The sequence below is a fragment of the Flavobacterium undicola genome, assembly GCF_009909155.2.
Classification (GTDB): Bacteria; Bacteroidota; Bacteroidia; order Flavobacteriales; family Flavobacteriaceae; genus Flavobacterium; species Flavobacterium undicola.
This window is the reverse complement of record NZ_JAAAPM020000004.1, coordinates 130,525-153,456: the sequence shown is the minus strand read 5'-3', so window position 1 is coordinate 153,456 and position 22,932 is coordinate 130,525. Positions and strand designations below refer to the sequence as shown.

At 33.0% G+C, this 22,932-nt stretch carries 23 protein-coding genes; 14 read left to right on the top strand and 9 right to left on the bottom strand.

Translation table 11 applies throughout. The features are described from left to right. Positions 1 to 4: 4 nt before the first annotated feature. The 7 genes from GTZ96_RS04030 to murI all read left to right on the top strand — a co-directional run bounded on the left by GTZ96_RS04030 (position 5) and on the right by murI (position 7,822). Positions 5 to 889: an NAD kinase gene (locus GTZ96_RS04030; RefSeq protein WP_161641303.1), complete on the top strand. Its 885-nt coding sequence runs from the start codon at positions 5 to 7 to the stop codon at positions 887 to 889. A 167-nt stretch (positions 890 to 1,056) separates the two neighbouring features. After that, the gene (gene porG / locus GTZ96_RS04025) at positions 1,057 to 1,740 is read left to right on the top strand and encodes a type IX secretion system protein PorG (RefSeq protein ID WP_161641302.1); all 684 of its coding nucleotides are present in this window, start codon (positions 1,057 to 1,059) and stop codon (positions 1,738 to 1,740) included. 3 nt (positions 1,741 to 1,743) lie between these two features. Continuing rightward, on the top strand, positions 1,744 to 2,484 hold the full coding sequence (locus tag GTZ96_RS04020) for an isoprenyl transferase (RefSeq protein WP_161641301.1): 741 nt from the start codon (positions 1,744 to 1,746) through the stop codon (positions 2,482 to 2,484). After that, complete coding sequence (locus GTZ96_RS04015) at positions 2,468 to 5,158, top strand: BamA/OMP85 family outer membrane protein (protein ID WP_317168874.1); 2,691 nt, start codon at positions 2,468 to 2,470, stop codon at positions 5,156 to 5,158. The genes GTZ96_RS04020 and GTZ96_RS04015 overlap by 17 nt, the downstream gene beginning before the upstream one ends. A 35-nt stretch (positions 5,159 to 5,193) precedes the next feature. Further along, complete coding sequence (locus GTZ96_RS04010; protein WP_161641300.1) at positions 5,194 to 6,411, top strand: OmpH family outer membrane protein; 1,218 nt, start codon at positions 5,194 to 5,196, stop codon at positions 6,409 to 6,411. Positions 6,412 to 6,437: 26 nt separating this feature from the next. After that, positions 6,438 to 6,938, top strand: a complete 501-nt coding sequence (locus tag GTZ96_RS04005; protein WP_161641299.1) for an OmpH family outer membrane protein — start codon at positions 6,438 to 6,440, stop codon at positions 6,936 to 6,938. 110 nt (positions 6,939 to 7,048) lie between these two features. Further along, complete coding sequence (gene murI, locus GTZ96_RS04000) at positions 7,049 to 7,822, top strand: glutamate racemase (RefSeq protein WP_161641298.1); 774 nt, start codon at positions 7,049 to 7,051, stop codon at positions 7,820 to 7,822. On the opposite strand, the gene GTZ96_RS03995 is transcribed toward murI, so the two are convergent. Together GTZ96_RS03995 and GTZ96_RS03990 are read right to left on the bottom strand one after the other, a co-directional pair. After that, the gene (locus GTZ96_RS03995; RefSeq protein WP_161641297.1) at positions 7,823 to 9,064 is read right to left on the bottom strand and encodes an OmpP1/FadL family transporter; all 1,242 of its coding nucleotides are present in this window, start codon (positions 9,062 to 9,064) and stop codon (positions 7,823 to 7,825) included. It lies immediately after the preceding gene. After that, entirely contained in the window at positions 9,065 to 10,390 is a 1,326-nt protein-coding gene (locus GTZ96_RS03990) for a DUF4270 family protein (protein ID WP_161641296.1), read from the bottom strand. It lies immediately after the preceding gene. Positions 10,391 to 10,652: 262 nt separating this feature from the next. On the opposite strand from GTZ96_RS03990, the gene GTZ96_RS03985 reads away from it, so the two are divergent. Genes GTZ96_RS03985 through GTZ96_RS03965 form a run of 5 tightly spaced genes read left to right on the top strand, consistent with a single transcriptional unit; the run spans position 10,653 to position 14,642 of the window. Then, positions 10,653 to 11,468: a DUF6268 family outer membrane beta-barrel protein gene (locus GTZ96_RS03985; protein WP_181033134.1), complete on the top strand. Its 816-nt coding sequence runs from the start codon at positions 10,653 to 10,655 to the stop codon at positions 11,466 to 11,468. Between the two features lie 15 nt (positions 11,469 to 11,483). Beyond that, a complete protein-coding gene (locus tag GTZ96_RS03980) occupies positions 11,484 to 12,488 on the top strand; it encodes a Kelch repeat-containing protein (RefSeq protein WP_161641294.1) in 1,005 nt (334 codons plus the stop codon). Further along, positions 12,478 to 12,837 (top strand): DUF4907 domain-containing protein, encoded by a 360-nt coding sequence (locus GTZ96_RS03975; protein ID WP_161641371.1) that lies wholly within the window; start codon positions 12,478 to 12,480, stop codon positions 12,835 to 12,837. The genes GTZ96_RS03980 and GTZ96_RS03975 overlap by 11 nt, the downstream gene beginning before the upstream one ends. Continuing rightward, positions 12,838 to 13,926, top strand: coding sequence for a sensor histidine kinase (locus GTZ96_RS03970; protein ID WP_161641293.1), 1,089 nt, complete (start codon positions 12,838 to 12,840; stop codon positions 13,924 to 13,926). It abuts the gene before it with no gap. Beyond that, positions 13,923 to 14,642, top strand: a complete 720-nt coding sequence (locus GTZ96_RS03965; RefSeq protein ID WP_161641292.1) for a LytR/AlgR family response regulator transcription factor — start codon at positions 13,923 to 13,925, stop codon at positions 14,640 to 14,642. The genes GTZ96_RS03970 and GTZ96_RS03965 overlap by 4 nt, the downstream gene beginning before the upstream one ends. 3 nt (positions 14,643 to 14,645) lie before the next feature. On the opposite strand, the gene GTZ96_RS03960 is transcribed toward GTZ96_RS03965, so the two are convergent. Together GTZ96_RS03960 and GTZ96_RS03955 are read right to left on the bottom strand one after the other, a co-directional pair. Further along, positions 14,646 to 15,164, bottom strand: coding sequence for a gamma carbonic anhydrase family protein (locus tag GTZ96_RS03960; RefSeq protein ID WP_161641291.1), 519 nt, complete (start codon positions 15,162 to 15,164; stop codon positions 14,646 to 14,648). A gap of 18 nt (positions 15,165 to 15,182) precedes the next feature. Further along, positions 15,183 to 16,181 (bottom strand): PorP/SprF family type IX secretion system membrane protein, encoded by a 999-nt coding sequence (locus tag GTZ96_RS03955; RefSeq protein ID WP_161641290.1) that lies wholly within the window; start codon positions 16,179 to 16,181, stop codon positions 15,183 to 15,185. Between the two features lie 144 nt (positions 16,182 to 16,325). On the opposite strand from GTZ96_RS03955, the gene GTZ96_RS03950 reads away from it, so the two are divergent. Continuing rightward, positions 16,326 to 17,225 carry a NifU family protein gene (locus GTZ96_RS03950; protein WP_161641289.1) on the top strand — a complete coding sequence of 300 codons (900 nt, stop codon included), beginning with the start codon at positions 16,326 to 16,328 and terminating at the stop codon, positions 17,223 to 17,225. 78 nt (positions 17,226 to 17,303) lie between these two features. On the opposite strand, the gene GTZ96_RS03945 is transcribed toward GTZ96_RS03950, so the two are convergent. The 4 genes from GTZ96_RS03945 to GTZ96_RS03930 all read right to left on the bottom strand — a co-directional run bounded on the left by GTZ96_RS03945 (position 17,304) and on the right by GTZ96_RS03930 (position 21,177). Beyond that, complete coding sequence (locus GTZ96_RS03945; protein ID WP_161641288.1) at positions 17,304 to 17,699, bottom strand: hypothetical protein; 396 nt, start codon at positions 17,697 to 17,699, stop codon at positions 17,304 to 17,306. Between the two features lie 71 nt (positions 17,700 to 17,770). Beyond that, positions 17,771 to 18,439: a tRNA (adenosine(37)-N6)-threonylcarbamoyltransferase complex dimerization subunit type 1 TsaB gene (gene tsaB, locus GTZ96_RS03940; protein ID WP_161641287.1), complete on the bottom strand. Its 669-nt coding sequence runs from the start codon at positions 18,437 to 18,439 to the stop codon at positions 17,771 to 17,773. Between the two features lie 61 nt (positions 18,440 to 18,500). Continuing rightward, positions 18,501 to 19,796, bottom strand: coding sequence for an efflux RND transporter periplasmic adaptor subunit (locus tag GTZ96_RS03935; protein WP_161641286.1), 1,296 nt, complete (start codon positions 19,794 to 19,796; stop codon positions 18,501 to 18,503). A gap of 7 nt (positions 19,797 to 19,803) precedes the next feature. Next, a complete protein-coding gene (locus GTZ96_RS03930; protein ID WP_161641285.1) occupies positions 19,804 to 21,177 on the bottom strand; it encodes a TolC family protein in 1,374 nt (457 codons plus the stop codon). A 180-nt stretch (positions 21,178 to 21,357) separates the two neighbouring features. On the opposite strand from GTZ96_RS03930, the gene GTZ96_RS03925 reads away from it, so the two are divergent. Continuing rightward, positions 21,358 to 22,764, top strand: a complete 1,407-nt coding sequence (locus GTZ96_RS03925) for a DUF4403 family protein (RefSeq protein WP_161641284.1) — start codon at positions 21,358 to 21,360, stop codon at positions 22,762 to 22,764. 2 nt (positions 22,765 to 22,766) lie between these two features. Here the strand turns inward: GTZ96_RS03925 and GTZ96_RS18460 are convergent, their stop codons facing one another. Further along, positions 22,767 to 22,916, bottom strand: coding sequence for a hypothetical protein (locus tag GTZ96_RS18460; protein WP_394368010.1), 150 nt, complete (start codon positions 22,914 to 22,916; stop codon positions 22,767 to 22,769). Positions 22,917 to 22,932: the final 16 nt, after the last annotated feature.

Genomic DNA, 22,932 nt, shown 5'->3' with positions numbered 1-22,932 from the left:
ACCAATGAAAATAGCCATTTACGGTCAATATTATCAAAATAGCACAGAACCAATCATAAAAGACATTTTTACGTTTTTTAATAGAAATAATATAGAAATAGTTATCGAATCCAAATTCTTAGCTTTAATTCAAGAAAAAAAAATAATCGAAAAGGAATACAAAACCTTTTGTTCCCACACCGAATTAAACTCCAGCTTTGATATGCTTTTAAGCATTGGAGGAGACGGAACTATATTAAGAGCTGCAACCCTAGTTCGCGATTCGGGTATTCCTATTTTAGGAATCAATGCCGGAAGACTAGGCTTTCTTGCTACAGTTCAAAAAGAAAACATTGATAAGTTTTTACAAATTGTCATTGACAAAAAATACACTCTTTCTAAAAGAACGCTGTTAAGTCTAACTTCTACCCCAGAAAACGAAGCTTTAAATGACATCAATTTTGCCATGAACGAAGTTTCTGTTAGTCGAAAAGATACCACTTCGATGATAACCATAGAAACCTATCTGAACGGAGAAATCCTAAATTCTTATTGGGCTGACGGACTTATCATTTCGACACCTACCGGTTCTACAGGATATTCCTTAAGCTGTGGTGGCCCAATTTTAACGCCTGATGTAAAAAGTTTAGTAATAACACCTATTGCCCCACACAATCTTAACGCAAGACCACTGGTAATCCCTGACGAAACAGAGATTATGCTAAAAGTTTCCGGAAGAGAAGAAAATTACTTAGTTTCATTAGATTCAAGAATTACTTCCGTTGGAAACGAATCGATATTGACCATCAAGAAAACTCCTTTTCAAATTAATATGGTCGAAATACCTAACGAAACCTTCTTAAAAACATTAAGAAGCAAATTGCTTTGGGGAGAAGACAAAAGAAATTAATCTTTTATCTCCTAATTTATACAATACAGTCAAAAATTATCGTTTTAGTATAACAAAAACGAATTCCTATTAGAATAAATTATTTTTTTCAAAAAAAAGTACATTTATTTTAATGGGCATTGATTCGTATTGATAATTATTATATTTGCAAGCGATTTTCTATGAAAATGAAAAAAATTTTAAGCACAATAGTCGGTTTATTTCTTGGCGTAAGCTTACAGGCACAAATACACGAAATAGGTATTTTTCTTGGAGGAAGTAACTATATTGGCGATGTAGGTTCAACGACCTATATTGCTCCAAATGAGCCTGCTTTTGGTATTTTATACAAATGGAACAAAAGCCCCAGACATTCCTGGAGAGTTTCCTATTCTCAGTCTACTATTAGTGCCGATGACCTCGATTCTAAAGAAGCAAGTAGAAGTCTGAGAGGCTATCATTTTGAAAATAGCATAAAAGAACTATCTTTAGGCCTTGAATTCAACTTTTTTGATTTCGATCTTCATACTTTAGATAACAAAACTACGCCCTATGTGGCCTCTGGAATTAATCTTTTTAGGTATGATAATTTGTATATTCAATCAGGAGAAACGAAGACAAATAAGAGACAGAACTCGATTGCGATTCCTATAATTATAGGAATAAAATCAAAAATCTCAAGGAGTCTTATCTTAGGAGCTGAAGTTGGAGCCCGCTATACATTTACTGACAATCTTGACGGTAGTAACCCTAAAGAGGAAAGTTTAAGTGCATTACGGTTTGGAAATTTAAATAATAATGATTGGTATGTTTTTTCAGGGTTTACATTAACGTATACCTTTGGAGAAAAGCCCTGTTACTGTCCACAATAAAAAATGAGCGTACTAGATACTTTAAATAAAAACAATCTGCCAAAACACCTAGCCATCATCATGGACGGCAATGGTCGTTGGGCAAAACAACAAGGCTTTTTAAGAACAATAGGTCATGAAAACGGTACAAAATCAGTAAAAATTACAATCGAAAACTGTGTTAAATTAGGAATCGAAAACCTAACATTATATGCTTTTTCGACCGAAAACTGGAATAGACCAAAACTGGAAGTAGACACCTTAATGAAAATATTAACAAAGTCACTGCAAAAAGAATTACCTACTTTTCAAGAAAACAACATCAAACTCAATGCCATAGGAAACTTAGACATGATGCCAAAATCGGCTCGAAAAAAGCTCCTTGAGGTAATAGAGGTAACAAAAAACAACACTCGAATGACCTTAACACTAGCCCTCAGTTATGGTTCAAGAGAAGAAATAGTAAATGCGGTAAAGAAGATTTCTGATAAAGTTAAAAATAATATAATTTCAATAGACTCTATTGACGATTCAATTATAAATGAGCATCTTTACACGCAAAATCTTCCCGATGTAGATTTATTAATCAGAACAAGTGGAGAACACAGGATAAGCAATTTCTTACTATGGCAGATTGCTTATGCTGAATTATTTTTTTCTGAAGTTATGTGGCCTGACTTCAGAGAAGAGCACCTCTATGAGGCACTCATGAGTTATCAAAAAAGAGAACGTAGATTTGGAAAAACAAGTGAACAAATTAAATAATTTTTTAGTGTTGAATAAAAGTATAAAAGCATTACTTACCCTAGTATTTTTGGGAAGTTTTTCACAAATTAAGGCACAAGACAGAGTACCATTCGATCAAGGTAAAAAATACATATTAGCCAAGGTTGAATTAACCAACAAAATCAGTTTTAACGACCAAACTGTAGTAACCTTTGCCGGACTACAAAAAGGTCAAGAAATCACAGTACCCGGTGAAGAAATTAGTTCTGCCATCAAAAAGCTAGGAAAACTAGGCCTTTTTGATGAGATTGCTTTTTATATCAATCATATCCAAAACGATAGTATTTATCTTGATTTAGATATCAAAGAACTTCCTAAACTAAACGACGTTAAATTTGTTGGAGTTAAGAAAAGTAAAACCGAAGCTTTAATAAAAGATAATAGTCTAACTAAAGGTAAAGTAGTAAACGAAAACTTAATAACTACGACTAAAAACTACATCGAAAACAAATACAAAAAAGATGGTTACTTTAATACCAAAGTAAACATTAATACCGTAAAAGATACTGCCGCTATCAACCAAGTAAACATGGTAGTAAGCGTAGACAAAGGAGATAAAATAAAAATTAGCAGCATCGATTTTGTAGGCAATACTAAACTTTCAGACAAAACTTTGCGAAAAGCGATGAAGGATACGAAACAAAAAAATCCTATTCGCGTATTAAAAGCATCTAAATTTGTTAAAGACAAATACAAAGCCGATTTAGAAAAAGTAATTGAATCTTACAAAGAAAAAGGATACAGAGATGCCCGAATTGTTTCGGACACGGTAGCCTATAATGAAGACAAAAACACTTTAGCTATTAAGGTTAATGTTGAAGAAGGAAACAAATACTATTTTGGAAACATCAAATTCTTAGGTAATTCTGTTTATCCTGATCAATTCTTGAATAGAATGATAGGTATTAAAAAAGGAGAAACTTACAATGGTGTTTTACTTGAAAAAAGAATCGCTGACAAATCAAAACCTGACAGTGAAGACATTACGAATTTATACCAAGACAATGGATATTTATTCTCTAATATCAATGCGGTTGAAGTAAAAACAGCCAATGACACTATTGATTTCGAAATTAGAGTAACCGAAGGACCTTTGGCCTATTTTAATCATATTACTGTAGTAGGAAACGACAAAACAAATGACCGTGTAATCTACAGAGAATTAAGAACAAAACCGGGCGAAAAATACAGCAAAGCAGAATTGGTAAGAACCGTTCGTGAAATTGGACAATTAGGTTATTTTGACCCGGAAGCTATTGATCCAAAATTTAAAAATGTAGATGGCGCAGCCGGTACAGTAGATATTGAATACAACCTTGTAGAGAAAGGTTCTAGCCAAATTGAACTTCAAGGTGGTTACGGCGGAGGTGGTTTCATTGGAACATTAGGGCTTTCGTTCAATAACTTCTCGGCAAGAAACATTATGAACAAATCGGCTTACAAACCATTGCCGATGGGAGACGGTCAAAAAGTATCTTTACGTTTACAAGGAAGTACTTATTTCCAAACTTATAGTGTATCGTTTTCTGAGCCTTGGTTTGGACAAAAGAAACCAGTTCAATTTAGCTCTTCTATTTCGTATAGTAAACAATTCTTAAACAATTACGTAACTTATAAAGTAGATAAAACTAAAAGCTTTAACATCTTGACTTTATCTGTAGGTCTTGCAAAACGATTGACTGTTCCTGATGATTTCTTTGTATTATCGCAATCTATCAGTTACCAACATTATGATTTGAATAACTATAACACGGGCTTATTTACTTTTGGAGACGGAGCTTCAAGAAACTTTGCTTATACCGTAGGACTTTCAAGAAGTAATAAAGGGGTGAATCCAATTTTCCCAACTTATGGTTCTGAATTTAGTATTTCTGCAAAAGTTACTCCACCATATTCTTTATTCAATGGTACAGACTATGCCAATTTAAAAAATCAAGAGGCATACAAATTAAAATATGATCCAGCTGATGGATTAACTATTGATAACAGTAACGGGATCCCTACTACAAGTGATTATTTAAAAAAGACCAGTACTGGAACTTATATAAGAGCAAACTCAGCAGCAGATGCGACAGAAGATGTTTCTAAAGTGGATCAAAAGAAATACAATTGGTTAGAATATTATAAAATTAAATTCAAAGCCGATTGGTATACCAAAGTTTATGGTAAATTTGTTTTAAGAACATTAACTGAATTTGGATTCCTTGGCGCATACAACCAGGACAGAGGTTTAGTACCATTTGAAAGATTTTATGTAGGTGGAGACGGAATGGCAAACTACTCTATGGACGGTAGAGAAACCGTACAGTTGAGAGGTTATCCAAACAATTCTTTGACACCTATAAATGCAGCAGGTCAACAAATTGGAGCTACAGTGTACAATAAATTCTCTATGGAATTGCGTTATCCTATAACATTAAAAGCAGCAGCATCAATTTATGCATTAGCCTTTTTAGAAGCAGGTAATTCTTTTAAAGATTTCAAAAGCTACAATCCGTTTGACATTAAACGTTCGGCGGGAGTTGGTTTAAGAGTATTTATGCCAGCATTTGGATTGTTAGGAATTGATTTTGCTCATGGGTTTGACGCCTTGCCAGGAACATCAAAACCAAATGGATGGGAAACTCATTTCATTATTGGACAACAATTCTAAAAAAATTGGTCTCTGATTTTCTAATACTATAAGTTATGAGAAAACATTTTTTATTTCTATTTTTAGCCACGATAGCTGTAAATAGCCTTCATTCGCAAGCTCGAGGAAACAGAGTAGGTTATATTGACATGGAGTACATTTTACAAAATGTAACCAGTTATAACGAATCTAATACTCTGCTAGAACAGAAAGCAGAAAACTGGAAACAGGAAATAGAAACAAAAAAATTAGAGATTAATAAAGTTAAGGAGGCTCTTACTGCCGAAAAACCATTGTTAACAAAATCGTTAATTGAAGAACGAGAAAGCGAAATTACCTTTCTTGAAAACGAATTATTAGATTTACAACAAAAGAGATTTGGCCCAAATGGTTTACTAATGAGTCAAAAAGCATTATTAGTAAAACCAATACAAGATCAAGTATTCACAGCAGTTCAAGATATAGCCGAAGCAAAAAAATACGATTTTATTTTTGACAAATCCTCTGATTTAACCTTGCTGTTTGCTGATAAACGATTTGATATTAGCGATCAGGTTTTAAGAGTAATTAATCGCACAGAAAAAAGAGAACAGCTGAGCAAAAAAGAATTGGCAGCGGAACAGCAAAAAGAAAGCAAAGAAGATGCAATAGATAGCAATCCGGAGCTTGCACAAAGGCAAAAAGCATTAGACGAAAGAAAAGCGGCTAGAGACAAAATAATAGAAGACCGAAAACTGGCTCAAGAGCAAAAGAAAAAAGAATACGAAGAAAGAAGACAAAAAATTCTAGACGATAGAGCTGCTAAAAAAAATGGCACGGTTTCTGGAACAACTAAAACAGAGGTTCAAAAAGTTGCAACACCAGACACTCAAACAGAAGCAGAATTAGCAAGACAAAAAGCAGTCGATGCAAAAGCAAAAGCTCTTGAAGACAGGAACAAAATTATTGAAGATCGTAAAAAAGCATTAGAAGAAAGAAGACAACAAATTCTTAATGACAGAGCCGCTAAAAAAAATGAGACTGTTCCTGAAACAGCTAAGAAAACAGAGAGTATAAATACCGCTAAAACAGAAGTTCAAAAAGCGGCAACTCCAGACACTCAAGCCGAAGTGGAATTAGCCAAACAAAAAGCAGCCGATGCAAAAGCAAAAACGCTGGAAGACAGAAAAAAGGTTATTGAAGATCGTAAAAAAGAATTAGAACAAAGAAGATTAAAAATTATTCAACAAAGAGACTCTATCAAAAGAGCTAAAGAAGAAAAACTTAAACAATAAATTAATTACTTAATATTTTAAAACCAATGAAACAAATTAAAACTTTATTAATTGCCGCTCTATTCGTTATAGGAGCAAATCAAACTATCAATGCACAAGCAAAGACAGCCCATGTAGATGTAAGTGAAATAATGGCAAAAATGCCTGCTATGCTAGAAGCTCAAAGTCAATTAGAAAAATTAAGCGGAACATACGATGCAGATTACAAAAAAATGGTAGAAGAATACCAAGCTAAATTGAAAAAATACGAAGGAGAATCAGCTACAGTAACTGATGCTGTAAATGGAGAACGCGGTAAAGAAGTTCAAGACATGCAAAAAAGAATTGTTGACTTTAGAGATAACGCTCAAAAAGAATTACAACAAAAAGAATCTGATATCGTAAAACCATTAATGGAAAAAGTAAGAGCTTCTATTCAAAAAGTAGGTAAAGCTAAAGGTTTCCAATACGTATTAGATGGTTCTTCTCTTTTATTAGCTGATGGTCCAAACATAACTGCTGACGTTAAAAAAGACTTAGGATTCTAATTCTAAACTCATAAAACCAAAAAAACCGCTCTTTTTTCTACACAGAATCGAGCGGTTTTTTTATATCTTATTTTTAGGAAAATTAATCCATACCCCTTAAATTTGTTTCAATGGATAACAAGCAACCCATAGGTGTTTTTGACTCTGGTATAGGAGGAACTTCAATTTGGAAAGAGATTCACAATCTCTTACCCAACGAAAAAACCATTTATTTAGCTGATAGTAAAAATGCTCCCTATGGTGAAAAATCCAAAGAAGAGATCATTCGATTAAGTATGAAAAACACTGATTTTCTACTTAACATGAATTGCAAACTCATTGTCGTGGCATGCAACACGGCAACTACCAATGCCATAAGAGAATTGAGGGCGAAATATGACGTTCCCTTCATAGGAATTGAACCAGCCATAAAACCCGCCGCAATACACTCAAAAACACAAGTTATAGGCATTCTGGCTACTAAAGGAACCTTGAATAGCGAGCTGTTTAACAAAACTACCGAAATGTTCTATCACACTAAAATCATAGAACAAATAGGCTACGGATTAGTTGAATTAATTGAAAATGGTCAAATCGAATCAGCGGAAATGACGCAATTGCTTCACTCCTATTTGAAGCCTATGATTGAAGCCAACATTGATTTTCTTGTACTGGGCTGCAGTCATTATCCGTATCTTATCCCTCAAATAAGAAAAATCATCCCCGATCATATTCAGATAATCGATTCTGGTTTGGCCGTGGCAAGACAAACGCAAAACATATTACATGAAATCGGCTTTAATCAAGATAATAACAACAAGCCCATTTTTTACACAAATACAAACCCTGGTGTTTTACAAAACATTATAGGGAATGATTATGTTGTACAAGAAAAAGATTTTTAATTACTCGAATTTTCTTTTGACAAACCAAATCCCGTCTAAAGACAAATTAACAGAGATCTTGTGATAATTTTCCTTTATCAAACCATTACTTATTCTCCCTTTTTGTCCATAAGAATAGGAAATATTAAGTGCTGAAAAAGTATTTTCAATAGGCAAAGAAATCCCAAAAGAAACCGCCTTATTTGCAATTCTTTTGTTGTCTATTTCAAGAAAACCAGTATCATAATTAATTCCCGTGGAGAACTGAATGCGATCAAAATAACTTCTTAAATCTTTCTCCTTTCGATACGAAAAACCTAATTTAAATTTATCCTGATTCAAATAATTCCCATACATATCAGCCTGATCAGTGTTTTTCCAAAAAGCTTTTTCATAGTCCATACTCACACTCAAATTATTCTTAAACTGCTTATTAATACCAACAGCAAATTCAAATGGTAAAAAATAATCATCAACATCCGAACTCGCTTGAGACTCTATAGTATTAGAAGCATCTAAATTGGCATTATAAGTAATCACCGATTGCACTTTAGCAGCATTGACTTTGGATGGCGATTTAAAATTGGCACCAATAGTAAAAGTAGAATCTACTTTAAATTGACCACCTAAATTAAGTCGGACTCCATTGTAATTTGATTCTTTATCAATAGTAGTGACTGAATTTGCAATAACATATTCTCTATTGTCAGTCGTACTTCCAAAAAGAATCGAAGATGTCAATCCTAATGCTACTTTTTTTCCAATTCGATAACCATAAGAAATATCAAAATTATTTAAACCTCCAGTGCCTGTAGCACTTAAAGTATACTCTTCATTACTATCCTGAATAGGTAATTTGTAATCTGATATTTTAAATCCGGCACTTGAATAAGGCTTTAATGCAACACTAACTGCCGATTTAGTACTTAATGGAAAAGCAAATGCTATATGCGAAAACTGTACGTTATTCCGACTTTCTTTCTTCGACACATCCTGATATGAGGTTTGAATAGCCTTTCCTCCTACATCAAACAAAAAGTGATTTTGATACATGAATCCTAAAGAAGCAGGATTCAAATTATTTATAAATCGGTTAGACGGCAAGGCAACTCCCGAAGAACCAATAGCCGAAAGGGATCCAAAATCAGAATCATATAAACTTCCTAAACCATATATAGAATAAGGAGAACTGGACAAACTTTGTGAAAAAGAGCTAAAAGAAACTAAAATCAAAAAGAATAGTAATGCGATTGTATTTTTCATCTAATAAGAGATATAGTAAATTTTCAATTGAATTTTATTTCCCACATTTTTCTGGTTACCCAAAACCAAACGATCAACTGCTTTAGAAATATTCGGAATCGTTAAAATCAACGCCGATTTAGAATCTGAGGTTTTAACCATTTCTTTTTGTATAAAAGTTCCTAATGGAATGCTGTAACCAATGTTTTCATCAAACTCGTCATTATCCTTATTCAGCACCGCATAAATAGGAGATCCCGAAGCCGAATTGAGCGTACCACTCAACCTGTTTAACTTATCAGCAACATACACACTCAAGGAATCGGCTAAAGGATAGCTTTTAGAATAGCTATTATTTACAGGCCTAATAATTAACTGAGCATCCACAATAGCTCCTTTTTCAGTAATGTATTTCAATTGTTTGATATTAGGAAAATCAATCCTACAGGCTAATCCCGTTCCGGATTGAATAAAAGATTTGTTCTCGGTTAAATTGCTCGATAAGCGTTCGGTTGTTCCAGGTAAATCCTTCAGTATTGTTCCCGTTCGATCTAAAGAAATTCTATTAAATTGCTTGCTGGCATCAGTAATTGTAAACTCTTTTAAAATTGATGTTTTAGAATCGGTTACTTTTTTCGAATAATACAATTGCAATGTTGCTGCTGTATTAAAACCCATAACACATGATGAATTTGCCGAAGTAGATCGAATAACCAAACCTTTAAAATATTCTATAAATTCATCCTCAGTAGTTATTTCTCTCTTTTTTAATTTCTGAAAAAGGGCTTCTCCAAACGTATTATCTATTGCTACAAAAACAGTATCCTGAGTAAATGGTTTAGGTGCAAATGAAGCTGTCCCTAAAGCTGCTGGATCATAGGTAAATTTCGAATTGTTATAAAAATTAGTATCATCTTCAGAATCTGATTTTACCTTTTGCAACAGACGATGAATACTTATCGATTGCACTTTTGTAGTATCACCATAATAATATCTATCCGGTACCAAAACCATTCGAATAGAGTCAAAAACATAATTAGCTCCCTCAGTATCTGAACTCGTTGTTTGCAAATTATAACCAGAAGACGAAAGCTGAAAATAACTATCTGAATTTACCTTCCCAAAAATAGGATCCTCATAATTCCCTAAAAGAATTCGACTTTGCCCGGAAGTAACCAATGAATCAAAGTTTATAGTTGAAACTTCAACAGTGGCAGTATCGATTAGTATTACTTTATTAGTCACCGATAAATTATCAGAACCTACTACAAATTCTCCTGCATCTACATCAGAGTTACACGAAGTAAGCATAACTCCAAAAAACAATACTATAAATAATCTATACATAAAAATTTTTGAACAAATATAGCAGAGCACTATCCACAAAGCCTAACAACATATACAACCAAGGATTTTACATCTATAAAAGACCATTTTTAAGCTACAGAATCAATCCGTGTTGTTATAATTGATTCGACCCAAGAAAATCCCGATTTGTCTATTAAAAACAGCCATCTATATATCTTCTTTTTTTAAAATAGATATTGAGTCTACTTTTGAAGCAATAAAAAAATAAATGAAGTTAAAATATTTTACAACTCTAATTTTCATGATTTCAATTCTTAAAATATCTGCTCAAAGTAGCTATTCGTTAGAATTGAATCTAAAAACGATTCCGACAAAAGAAATAACCAAAAACGAAACCGGAATAGGCTTTTCTTTTGATGAAAATTTAGATTCGAAAAACAAAATCACCAATAGCCTTAGCTATAAAAACACAAGTTTAAATTATAACCTGAAAAATTATTATTCCGAGAACAACAACAATAAATACAATCGAATAGAAAACAACTTCGGACTCGTACATCAAATCAATAACAAAATGGATTTGGATTTCGAATTTAAAACAGTAGCTACTTTTGAAAAGAGTTTGGGATTTTCTGACGTTACAATCCTTGGTGGAACCGGAATTAAATATGCCTTTAACGAGAACAACACTATTCGTCTGGGAGTAAAAAGGATGACCGTTTTCGGGAAAGCAGAAGTACTTCCTACAGTTGCCTTTTATAGTAAACTAAACACTAGTACCGCAATTGAAATAGGATTCCCAAATTCGAGCATTAGCTATTCAAATAACGAACGAAACGCTTTCCGATTGACAAATACTTTCAGTGGAGAATATTACAATCTCGATCAGGCAAAGGCAATCAATACGAATCTAAGTGCTTCCAAAATGAGTTTTTCTCAAATGACAACCGCATTAGAATATGAAAGAAATATTGATCGCAACTGGTTCATGAGTTTTCAGGGAGGATATGATTTTAACAAAAAATACACATTAACAAACGATAGAGGAACAACAAAATTTAATTTCAACGCTAATGATGGTTACCTCTTTAACATTGGCATAAAATACAAACAGTAACAAATAAAATAAATTATGACTATTTTAAAAGGAAGAACGATAATTACCATGCTATTAATGGGATTAGTATTTGTGGGGTGCAGCAATGACGACGATGAGGAGTTGTTAGGTAACTGGATTAAAAAATCTTCATTTGACGGCCCTGCAAGATCAAGCGCAACAAGTTTCGTGATTGGTTCGTACGCTTATGTTGCTACAGGATATACAGGAGACGAATATCTAAAAGACCTTTGGGCTTACAATTCAGATGGCGATTATTGGGAACAAAAAGCTGATTTTACAGGTGTTGCCAGAAGTTCGGCATCCGGATTTGAATTAGACGGAAAAGGATACATCGGTTTAGGATATGATGGAACCAATAAACTAAAGGATTTTTACCAATACAATCCAAACACAAACAGCTGGTCTCAAAAAGCTGATTTTACCGGTACTGCACGCTATTCGGCTGTTGGATTTCAAGTGGGTGGAAAAGCTTATTTTGGTACAGGATACGATGGGAATTATCTAAAGGATTTTTACCAATATAATGCTAACTCAAATTCCTGGTCACAAGTAAATGGTTTTAGCGGAAACAAAAGACGCAACGCTACCGTTTTTATTATTGATGACAAAGCCTACTTAGGAACAGGTGTCAATAATGGAGCTTATCAGGTTGATTTTTGGATGTTTGACCCAAGTACTGATACCTGGATCAAAAAACGTGATATTGATCAAGACGATGATGACGATGACACTTACAATGACGATTATGCAATTACTCGTTCTAATGCATCAGCATTTTCAATAAATGGATTAGGATATGTTGCTTGTGGAGAAAGCTCTAAAACCATTTGGGAATACAATCCTACTACCGATGTTTGGAAAGAAAAAACAGCTCTGGAAGGTTCAGGAAGAACAGATGCTATAGGTTTTTCAATCAACCAAAGAGGATTTGTATTACTCGGCAGATCAGGCTCTTCCTATTATGATGATGCTTGGGAATTTAAACCATTAGAAGAACAAAATGACGATGACAATTAATACAAAACCTAATTTATTCTTCTGGACTAACATCCAGAAGAATTTTTTATTAAGCACTACAAAAAAACTGTTATTACTCAGTTTTCTATGGCTTATTTTTTCTTGCAACAAGAAGCAGGACTTCAATTTAGAATCTATAAAAACACCAACTGGCTGGGGATATACGATTAAAAACGATGACAAAATCATTATAAAACAATCTATAATACCGGTAATTCCGAATCAAAAATCATTTGAAAGCGAAGAGGAAGCACTAAAAGTAGGCAAATTAGTTTTAGACAAATTGAAACACAAAACATCGCCTACTATTACAAAAAAAGATTTAATTTTATTGTCAATTAAAATCTAGATGAACTTAGAGGGAATTACAAACAACAATACAAACAAAATACTGATACACAGTATCATTTGGTGCTTTTTAATAATTGCCTCCTTATTGCCATTTTACCAAAATTTCACCAGTATAGATGCCGAATTTTACGTACAATGGTCAGGCGGCATCTTATTATTTTATGCTAATTATTTTTATTTTGTACCCAATTTGCTTTTGCAAAAAAAATATGCCGCTTATCTGGGAATTATATTTTCTATAGTTGCCTTTTTTACCTGCCTTAAAAATTTTTATTTTACTCCTGAATTTCACAATTTCCCACATCAAAAACTATTTGATGCAACAGGAAAAGAATTCATCCCCGAGAAAAAATTTCTAAAAAAACCACCCTTTTTTTTCAAGTTTTTCCCATCCCTTTTTTATTTATTTATCGTTACGATAAGTACAATAATTAAAACACTTTCAGAATTTTACACCAATCAACAAAACAAATTAATTTCTGAAACGCGCAAAACAGCAACCGAATTAAACTATTTAAGAAAACAAACTAATCCGCATTTTTTATTCAATGCTTTAAATAGCATTTATTCTTTGGCCTATAAAAAATCGGACCTTGTACCAGATGCTATTGTTACCTTATCAGAAATGATGCGCTACATGCTTTATGAAACTGACAATAAAGCGGTATCTTTAGAAAAGGAAATCAACTATATCAAAAACTATATTGATTTACAAAAGTTGCGATTAAACAATATTGAAAATATTTTTATCAATATTCATGGCGACACCAGAAACAAGTCTATTGAACCCATGTTGCTGATTTCGTTTATCGAAAATGCTTTTAAATACGGAACCGATTATAAAGGAACTACCTATGTAAAAATTAAAATTAGCATAGAAGATAACAACTTAGATTTTTGGATTGAAAATAGAATTGAAAACCAAATAAAAGACCCTAACAACTCTGGAATTGGACTAACAAACATTAAAAACAGATTGAATATTCTGTATCCAAATGCACACCAATTAACCATTAATCAAACGGATAACAAATACTGCGTTCATTTGAATTTGAAACTAGAACCATTGGAAAACGAAACAAAATGAAGTGTGTAATTATAGATGACGAACCTTTAGCGGTTGATTTAATCAAAGAATTTGTTAGCAAAATAGAAAGTCTTGAACTCATTAGCACCTTCAACAATGCTATTGACGCCATTGCAATGATCAATACGTCTAGTGTTGATTTGATATTTTTAGATATCGAAATGCCTCATTTTTCAGGTATTGATTTTCTAAATGCGATTGACAAAAAACCATTAGTCATTTTCACCACAGCTTATTCGGATTATGCCGTAGAAGGATTTAATCTTGGAGCGGTCGATTATTTAGTAAAACCAATTCCTTTTCATCGTTTCCTGAAATCGGTGATGCGTGCCCAACAAACATTTAATTCCCAAAATCTTGCTCCAGCTGCTGCTGCTCCAAAAGTAGTTGCCCCGGAAATCGAACCCGATTTTATGTTTGTTCGTTCAGAATATGAAAATGTAAAAATCAATTTTTCGGATATTTTATTTATCGAAGGTTTGAAAGATTATGTCAAAATATACACTACCGACAATAAATTTACGCTAACCTTAATCAGTTTGATTAAACTCGAAAATTTACTTTCATCTAAAGGTTTTGCCCGAATTCACCGTTCGTATATTATCAATATCAAATACGTGAAATCCATCCAAAAAAATAAGGTATTAATTGCAGACAAACGCATTCCTATCAGCGAAAGCTATAAGACTTCTTTCTTCGAAAAAATTAATTTATAAACTCTATTCCTCTTCTTTATACCAGCTGGAATACAATAAATAATTTTCGGCAATACGTTCAATTTCTCCGGCAAAACTGGATTGATCTAAATCTTTTACTTTCTTAGCAGGAACTCCAGCCCATATAGAACCTGAAGTAACTACAGTGTTTTGAGTAATCACTGCACCTGCTGCAATAATAGAATTGCTTTCAACAGTACAATTATCCATCACTATAGCTCCCATTCCTATCAAAACATTGTCGTGAATCACACAACCGTGTACAATAGCATTGTGCCCAATAGAAACATTATTCCCTATAATCGTTGGATATTTTTTATAAGTACAATGAACAACAGCTCCATCTTGGATATTGACTTTGTTGCCAATTTTTATATAATTGACATCGCCTCTAAGAACCGCGTTAAACCAAACACTACAAGAAGCGCCAAAACTAACATCGCCAACAATAGTAGCATTTTCGGCTACATAACAATCTTCTGGAATATTAGGCGATATCCCATTAACAGTTTTTATTACCATTTCTAAATGTAAATTAATTTAGTTGATTGCAGGACAGTTACACTCGTACTTCTCACGTTTACAGAACAAATTAAGTCCTAAAGTAATTTGGTGAAAACCTCCTGTTGTATACTTAACTTCTCCTCCTAAATGAGAATAAGTATAGGCAAACATAAAATTATTAAAATTGACTCCAACTATTGGCGTAATGGCTTGGTATCTTTGTCTTGAAATTCCATTTCCATTATTAAATTCTGCTCCATCAAAACTGCTTCTATAAGACAAACCACCCCACAAGGTACCAAAATCCATAGTTTTATAAGCCTTCAAATTAAAATCAATAGTCTTTTCTGTAGTTAACTCAGTGTATTGAAATAGTATTGAAGGTTCCCATAAAATTCTATCTTTATCCCCAAATACATAACCTGTGCTTAAAATAAGTTTTCTCAGATTATCACTTTCGTATCCTGAATAAATTTCACGTCTGGTTTCAATTGCATTTTTAACAGTTCCGTGTACATAAAAATCCAGAAAGTTGTAAGACATTCCTAAATCGACATTAAAATAAGAATCTTTTTGAACTATCGTACCATCAATTATGGGATCATAATCTCCAGATTGCATAAAAGATGTTTCGTCTAACTGACTTTGAATTAAACCTCCACTAATACCAAAAGACAACTGATTCAAATCGATTTCATCTCTTGAAAACATCAAATGATAGGCATAAGTTAACTTCACTCCTTTTTGAGAATGATAGCCATTTTTGTCATTAAAAAGAATAATTCCAGCTCCCGCTTTCTCTCCTATTCTACCATGAAAACTCGCTGTTTGAAGTGATGGAGCATCCTCCTGACCAAACCATTGTTTACGGGAAGTAACACGTAATTTGGCACAATTAGAAGCACCGGCCATCGACGGATGTAACAGATAATAATTATCAGAAAGGTAATCTGAATAAACAGGAATTCCTTCTTGAGAATAAGAGTACAAGCCGATAAAAAAGCAGATTATAAAATATTTAATTTTGGTATACATTTAAAAAATATTAATCAGGATAAGTGAAAAAGCAAAAAAAACTTAACCCAAAAACTAAAGTTAAGTTAATTTATTCGTTAATAATTCAAATATAGTTATTCATAGAAAATAACTTTACTAAATTTGTAAAAATTTACAAAAATTATGACAAAAGTATCCATTAAAGAAACACAAAACCCTACTATATTAAAGTTTGAATTTGAAGATTTTATCACTAAAAACGAAAGTTTTGAATTCAAAAATATAGACGAGGCTAAATCCTCTCCTCTTGCACAACAATTGTTTTATTTACCATTTGTAAAAACCGTTTATATCTCAGGTAATTTCATTGCAGTTGAAAGATTTAGTATTGTTGAATGGGACGATGTTAAAGACGCTGTTGCTGAACAAATTGAAAGCTTTGTAAACAATGGTGGAATCATCATAAATATTGATGAAAACAAACCAAAAAAACAGCCTATTACGGTTTATGGAGAAACGACTCCTAATCCTTCGGCCTTGAAATTTGTGGTGAGCAGAATGCTGACAAAAAATGCAGTTGAATACAAAAACATCGATCAAACTGCTTCTTCGCCTTTAGCAAAAGAATTATTTAAATTTCCTTATGTAAAAGAAATTTTTATTGACGAAAACTATATTTCGGTAACAAAATACGAATTGAACAGCTGGGATGAAATTACCTTAGAGTTAAGAACATTCATCAAAGAATACATCGAGAATGGCGGAATTGTTCTTGACGACAGCGTAGTAATCAATGCCGAAAAACAAGAGCAAATCAAAACCGAAGAGTTCGACAAACTGGATGTTACTTCGCAACAAATCATCAACATCCTGGAAGAATATGTAAAACCTGCAGTAGCAGCCGATGGTGGAAACATTGCTTTTGAATCTTATGATGAAGAAAGCAAAATTGTAAAAGTAATTCTTCAAGGAGCTTGCAGCGGTTGTCCATCTTCTACTTTTACTTTAAAATCAGGAATCGAAAACATGTTGAAAAGCATGTTAAATGATGAAAAAATTCAAGTGGAAGCGATTAATGCTTAATACAAACTCACTTATAAAAAAGAAAGCGTTTCAATTGAAACGCTTTCTTTTTTTATTTTTATGCATACCTAGTTCACATTAAGTTTTACTCAAAAAAAATAATTGAGTTCTAAACTGCATTAAGGCATTATGTTGTATATCAATCATATTTTGAAAAGTTGCAATATTACTTTTAGTGTAATCCTTATTATTTTTTAAATCATCATAAACCTTATCAGAGAGTCCTTTTTCAAATTCTTGTTTAGCTAAATCGAGATATTGTTGAAAAGTAATATCGGGATATAATAAGTGGCTTGCCCCATCATTTTCATCAATATATTTTTGAATTATTGATTGAACTTCTAAGTGAAGCTTTTGCGTAGCTATAAAAACACCTAATAAATTATTTCTTTCCTCAGTAGGTTTACCATTAAACGTTTTATGATATGTTAACCATGCTATAAACAAACCTGTTATACCTATTAAACTTTCCATAGAATTTCCTTTTTAATAAATGTACTTAATAAAAACCTCTAGAGGCTTATATATAAAATTCTAAAAACTTACTACTTTTTTGAAGTCGTTATCATGAAATCCTTCAAATAATAAGGCTCAAAATAAGCAACGTCTACTGTATCGTTTTTTAAAAATTTGGCATAACTCAAAGCACTCATTTCGTTAGCCGAAGGGTATTTTATAGTTTCTAAAAAGACAAAATTAGATTTGCTTAAAACAGTCTGACATTTCTCGGCACAATCGCCAACAAAATACAATGTTTCTTCAAATTCCTGAAAAGAATCTTCGGTGATAACCTCGGCAAGAATTGCTCTTTTTAACTCTAATTTAGCCGAAAAAACAGCGCTGTAAACCTCCATTCTTCTCGCATCTAACATTGGTACTACAAAACCAGATTCAATCTTGGCCTGAGCCGCTAATGATTGTAGCGTATCTACAGCAATTAATGGAATTCCTAAAGCAAAACACAATCCTTTTGCCGCCGAAACACCTATTCTAAGTCCAGTATAAGAACCTGGCCCCTGACTCACTGCAATAGCAACTAAATCCTTATAAGTGATACCCACTTCTTTTATACTTTCCTCTATAAACACATGCAAACGTTCGGCATGCGAATAGCCTTCTTCGGCAATTTCGTTACAAACCAGAGTTTTGCCATCTTTGGCAATGGAAACGGAACAATTTTTTGTTGCGGTTTCTATGTTAAGTATATAATTCAATGTCTTTTTTCTTTTTGCAAAGGTCTAAAAAAATTTAAATCAACAGCCAAAAGAAAACGGCTTATTTCTTTTTGTTTTCCGATTTAATACTGACTTTATCTCCCGAATTCAATTCTTTACTCACTATGGTATAAGGTCCGGTTATTACTTCATCGCCTTTTTTAACTCCGCTTAAAATCTCAATATTAGTATCGTCCTGAATTCCTGTTTTCACAATCTTAATTTTAGCTTTTTCGCCAACTTTTAAAAACAAACACTCTAATTTTTTATCACTTTTAGGCGCTTCCTTTTTATCTTCTTTAGGATCCGGTATTTCCTTATCTGAAATAGCTACAGCAGTCGTATCCGATTTTACCACAACGGCACTAATTGGCACAGCCAAAACATTTCTCTTCGTTTTAGTAATAATATCTACCGTGGCAGTCATTCCCGGTCTGAATGGCGAATAAGTCACCGGTTTTCCAACTAATAAATCTTCATAAGATTCTTTTAAAATTCGAACCTTAACTTTGAAATTCGTTACCTGATCGGCTGTCAAAGTCGAACTGGCCGAATTAGAAATACTGGTCACAATTCCTTTGAATTGTTTTTTCAAATAGGCATCTACTTCAACATTAGCCAAGTCGCCTACTTTAATTTTTACAATATCATTTTCATTGACATCCACTTCCACTTCCATATTATTCAAATTGGCCACTCTCAAAATTTCCGTTCCGGTCATTTGCTGTGTTCCCAATACTCTTTCTCCTAATTCAACATTTAGCATCGAAATAGTTCCATCAGCTGGAGCGTAAATAATTGTTCGCCCTAAATTATCTTTAGCCTCATTAACCGATGCCGAAGCACTTTGAACACTGAAATAAGCCGATTGTTTTGCCGCTTTAGCAACATCAAACGAAGCAACTGATTTATCCCAATCTGATTTAGAAATAATACCTTTTTCAAATAAAACTTTATTTCGATCATAACTGGCTTTAGCTTCTTTAAATTGTGCTTCACTTTGTGTCAGTCCCGCTTTAGAACCAGACAAACCCGCAACAGTTCTATTCAAACTGGACAAATACAAATCAGGGTTTATCTTTACTAACAAATCTCCTTTTTTAACTACTTGCCCTTCTTTTACAGGCAAATCAATAATTTCGCCCGAAACCATCGAAGCTATTTTAACTTCAATTTCTGGTTGGATTTTTCCCGTTGCCGAAACTGTTTCAACAATGGTCATAGGAACAATCTTAGCAATTTCTATCTCTTTAACATCGGCTTTATTTCCAAAAACTCCTTTTTTTCCTAATATTATCAAAGAAGTTATTACTACTATAAAAACAGCAACAAGGATATAAATATTTCTTTTTGACATAACTTATCTAATTTTTTATGATTGGAATTCCAAAATACAATTCCAATATTTTAGTTTTAAAAATATAATCGTATTTAGTTCTCAACACTTCTGATTGTGCCGCAGATAACAAGGTTTGAGACTGACTTAAATCGAATGAATTCATCAAACCAACTTCAAATTTTTCTTTCGAATAATTATAGGATTCTGACCTCGCATCTAAGGCTTGAACTGCCGATTCATAAGCTTTCAAAGCTCCTTTTGCATCGGTAAAAGCAGTGTACACATTGCGTTGCAAATCTAATTCCTGTTTTTCTAAAGCTATTTTAGACTTTTCGAAACTCACCTTGTTTCGCTCGACATTATTACGAACAGAAAAACCATTAAAAATAGGAATACTCAACTGAGCTCCGAACGATTGTCCTTTATTATCACTAAACTGATCCATAAATTTTGGTGCTGATTGAGTACCAATAATAGCTCCTGTATTACTGTCTCTTAAAGCAATATCGGCATAAGAAACACGGCTATTAAAATTATAAAAACCTCTCAATGTAGGTTGGTAAGCACCTTTAGCAATGATTACATTTTTCTGGGCAATTTCCAGATTGGTCTGAGCAATTTTCAACTCCACGCGCTCTTGCTTTGCTTTGTCATAAATTGCTGTTGGTGTTTGGGATAAAATAGCTTGATTCATTTCAAATTCATTAGATTCAGTAACATCAAAATTTTCAAAACTATCCAGTTGCAACAACTGAGTCAAACTTAACTTAGCAATCAGCAAAGCATTTTCAGCATTAATTACTTTTTGATTATCGGCAGCAATAGTAGCTTTAACATCTAATAAATCGCCTTTAGGCAAAGTCCCTGCATTGACTAATTCCTGAGTTCTATTCAATTGTTTGGTATCGATAGTCAATTGATTGTTTTGCACCTTTAAGTTTTCTTTATTAAAAAGTACCTGCAAATAAGCATTGGCAACATTAAGAGCAATATCTTCTTTCATTTTTTGCAATTGGTATTTTGCAGCCACTATAGAAAGATTCGCTTTTCTCAGCGTATTTAAATTTTGCAATCCTTTGTATATATCAATCCCTACACTAGCTCCTGCCGAAGTAAACTGAGTAGTTTGATTTTTTAAAAGTCCGGTAGTAATGTCCTGATTCAAACCAATATTCCAGGAATGAGAAGCATTAGCCGATACCGTAGGTAAAAAACGTCCAAAAGCATCATTCTTATCTATCCCTGCCGATTGAGTATCTAACTCTGATTGTCTAATAGAAATATTATGATCTAAAGCATATTTTACACAATCTTCTAAAGACCATTGACGAGATTGTGCATTCGAATAAAAACTAATTATTACAAAGAGTAGTAAACTAAAATATTTTTTTGGATTCATATTTATTCGAACTAAAATGAAGTAAAGTTACTACACAAAAATAAGTTTTTCTAGCTAAGAATAATCACATCCTTCAAAAACATTTAAAAATCAAACAAATAAAAGCCTTATCATTTACTTTTCTCTTTTTTTAACAGGAATTAAAAGCTTTTTCTAAATTTACAGCTTCAAATCAATCCAATGAAAAAAATTATCTTTCTAACTGTTTTCACTAGCCTGCTGGCTGTTATAGGTTGTTCTACTTCTCAAAGAATTGCCACATTAAAACCTGAGCCAGATGATGCCAGTCCGATTGTTTACAATAATGTTCCTTCGTTTATCAATTTACCTATTAGCATCAAACTAAAAGACATTGAAAACCAAACCAACACTGCATTAAACGGATTAATCTATGACGATAGCAACATAGAAGACGACGATATTGAAATGAAAATTTGGAAACTCGCTCCTATTACTATCAAAAATAGTAGCATTGACAGTTCTGAAAAAATCACCACCATATTACCGTTAAAAGCCATCATAAAATACCGAATTGGAACAAAAACAATGGGAGTTTCACTTTACAACACCAAAGAATTTAATTTAAACGGAGTTGTCACTCTCAACAGCTCAGTAAGTTTAAACAACTGGAAACTCAAAACCCAAACCGAATTGAGTTCTTTAGACTGGAACGAAAGTCCAACTATGAGCGTTTTTGGTAAAAACATGCCTGTAACTTACTTAATCAATCCTTCTATAAAATTATTCAAATCCAAAATAGAAAAAAAGATTGATGACGCTATCGAAAAATCAACGGATTTTAAACCCAATGTCATGGCGGCTCTACAAAAAATCTGCACTCCTTTTCAAATGAATGAAGCTTACGAAAGTTGGCTTAGAATTGTTCCTGTCGAAATTTATTCAACAGCAGCTCATTTAAAAAACGAATCGTTTGTATTGCAAATGGGCATGAAATGCAATATGGAAACCATCATAGGTCAGGTTCCGGAAACTAAATTCAATGCCAATCAAATCACATTGAAAGCAGTCAGTAAAATTCCGAATCAAATTACAGCAAATATTACTGCTGTTTCCAGTTATGCAGACGCTTCCAGAATAATGAAGAAAAATTTTACCGGAGAAGAATTTGCCTCTGGCTCAAGAAAGGTAAAAGTAGAAGACGTTAACATCTGGCACAAAAGCGGAAAAATGGTCATTGCCTTAGATTTAACCGGTTCACTAAATGGAACGATATATTTAGCAGGATTTCCAAAATACAATCCCGAGAAAAAAGAAATTTATTTTGATGAATTGAATTATGCTTTAGACACCAAAAGCAAATTAATGCGTACCGCAAACTGGCTTGCTCAAGGCATCATTTTAAGAAAAATTCAGGAAAACTGCCGCTATTCGATTAAACCCAATCTTGAAGAAGGAAAGAAAACAATGCTAAACTACCTGAACAATTACTCGCCAATGACGGGTGTATTTGTAAACGGAAAAATAGACGACATTCAATTTCAAAAAATAGAACTGAGCCAAAATGCCATTATTGCTTTTGTAAAAGTAAATGGAGAAATCAACATTACCGTTGACGGTTTCAAATAAAACTACTTCGTTTTATTTTTCCTCATTCGATAAACAAAATAACCAATTACAGCTACTAATAAATAAGGAATAACCATCAAATAAACAATTCCATCATTGACTGCCTTTGCTTTCTCTATGTTAGCATCGCCACCTAAGGCAGCTCTGCACATAGCGCATTGAGCGTTA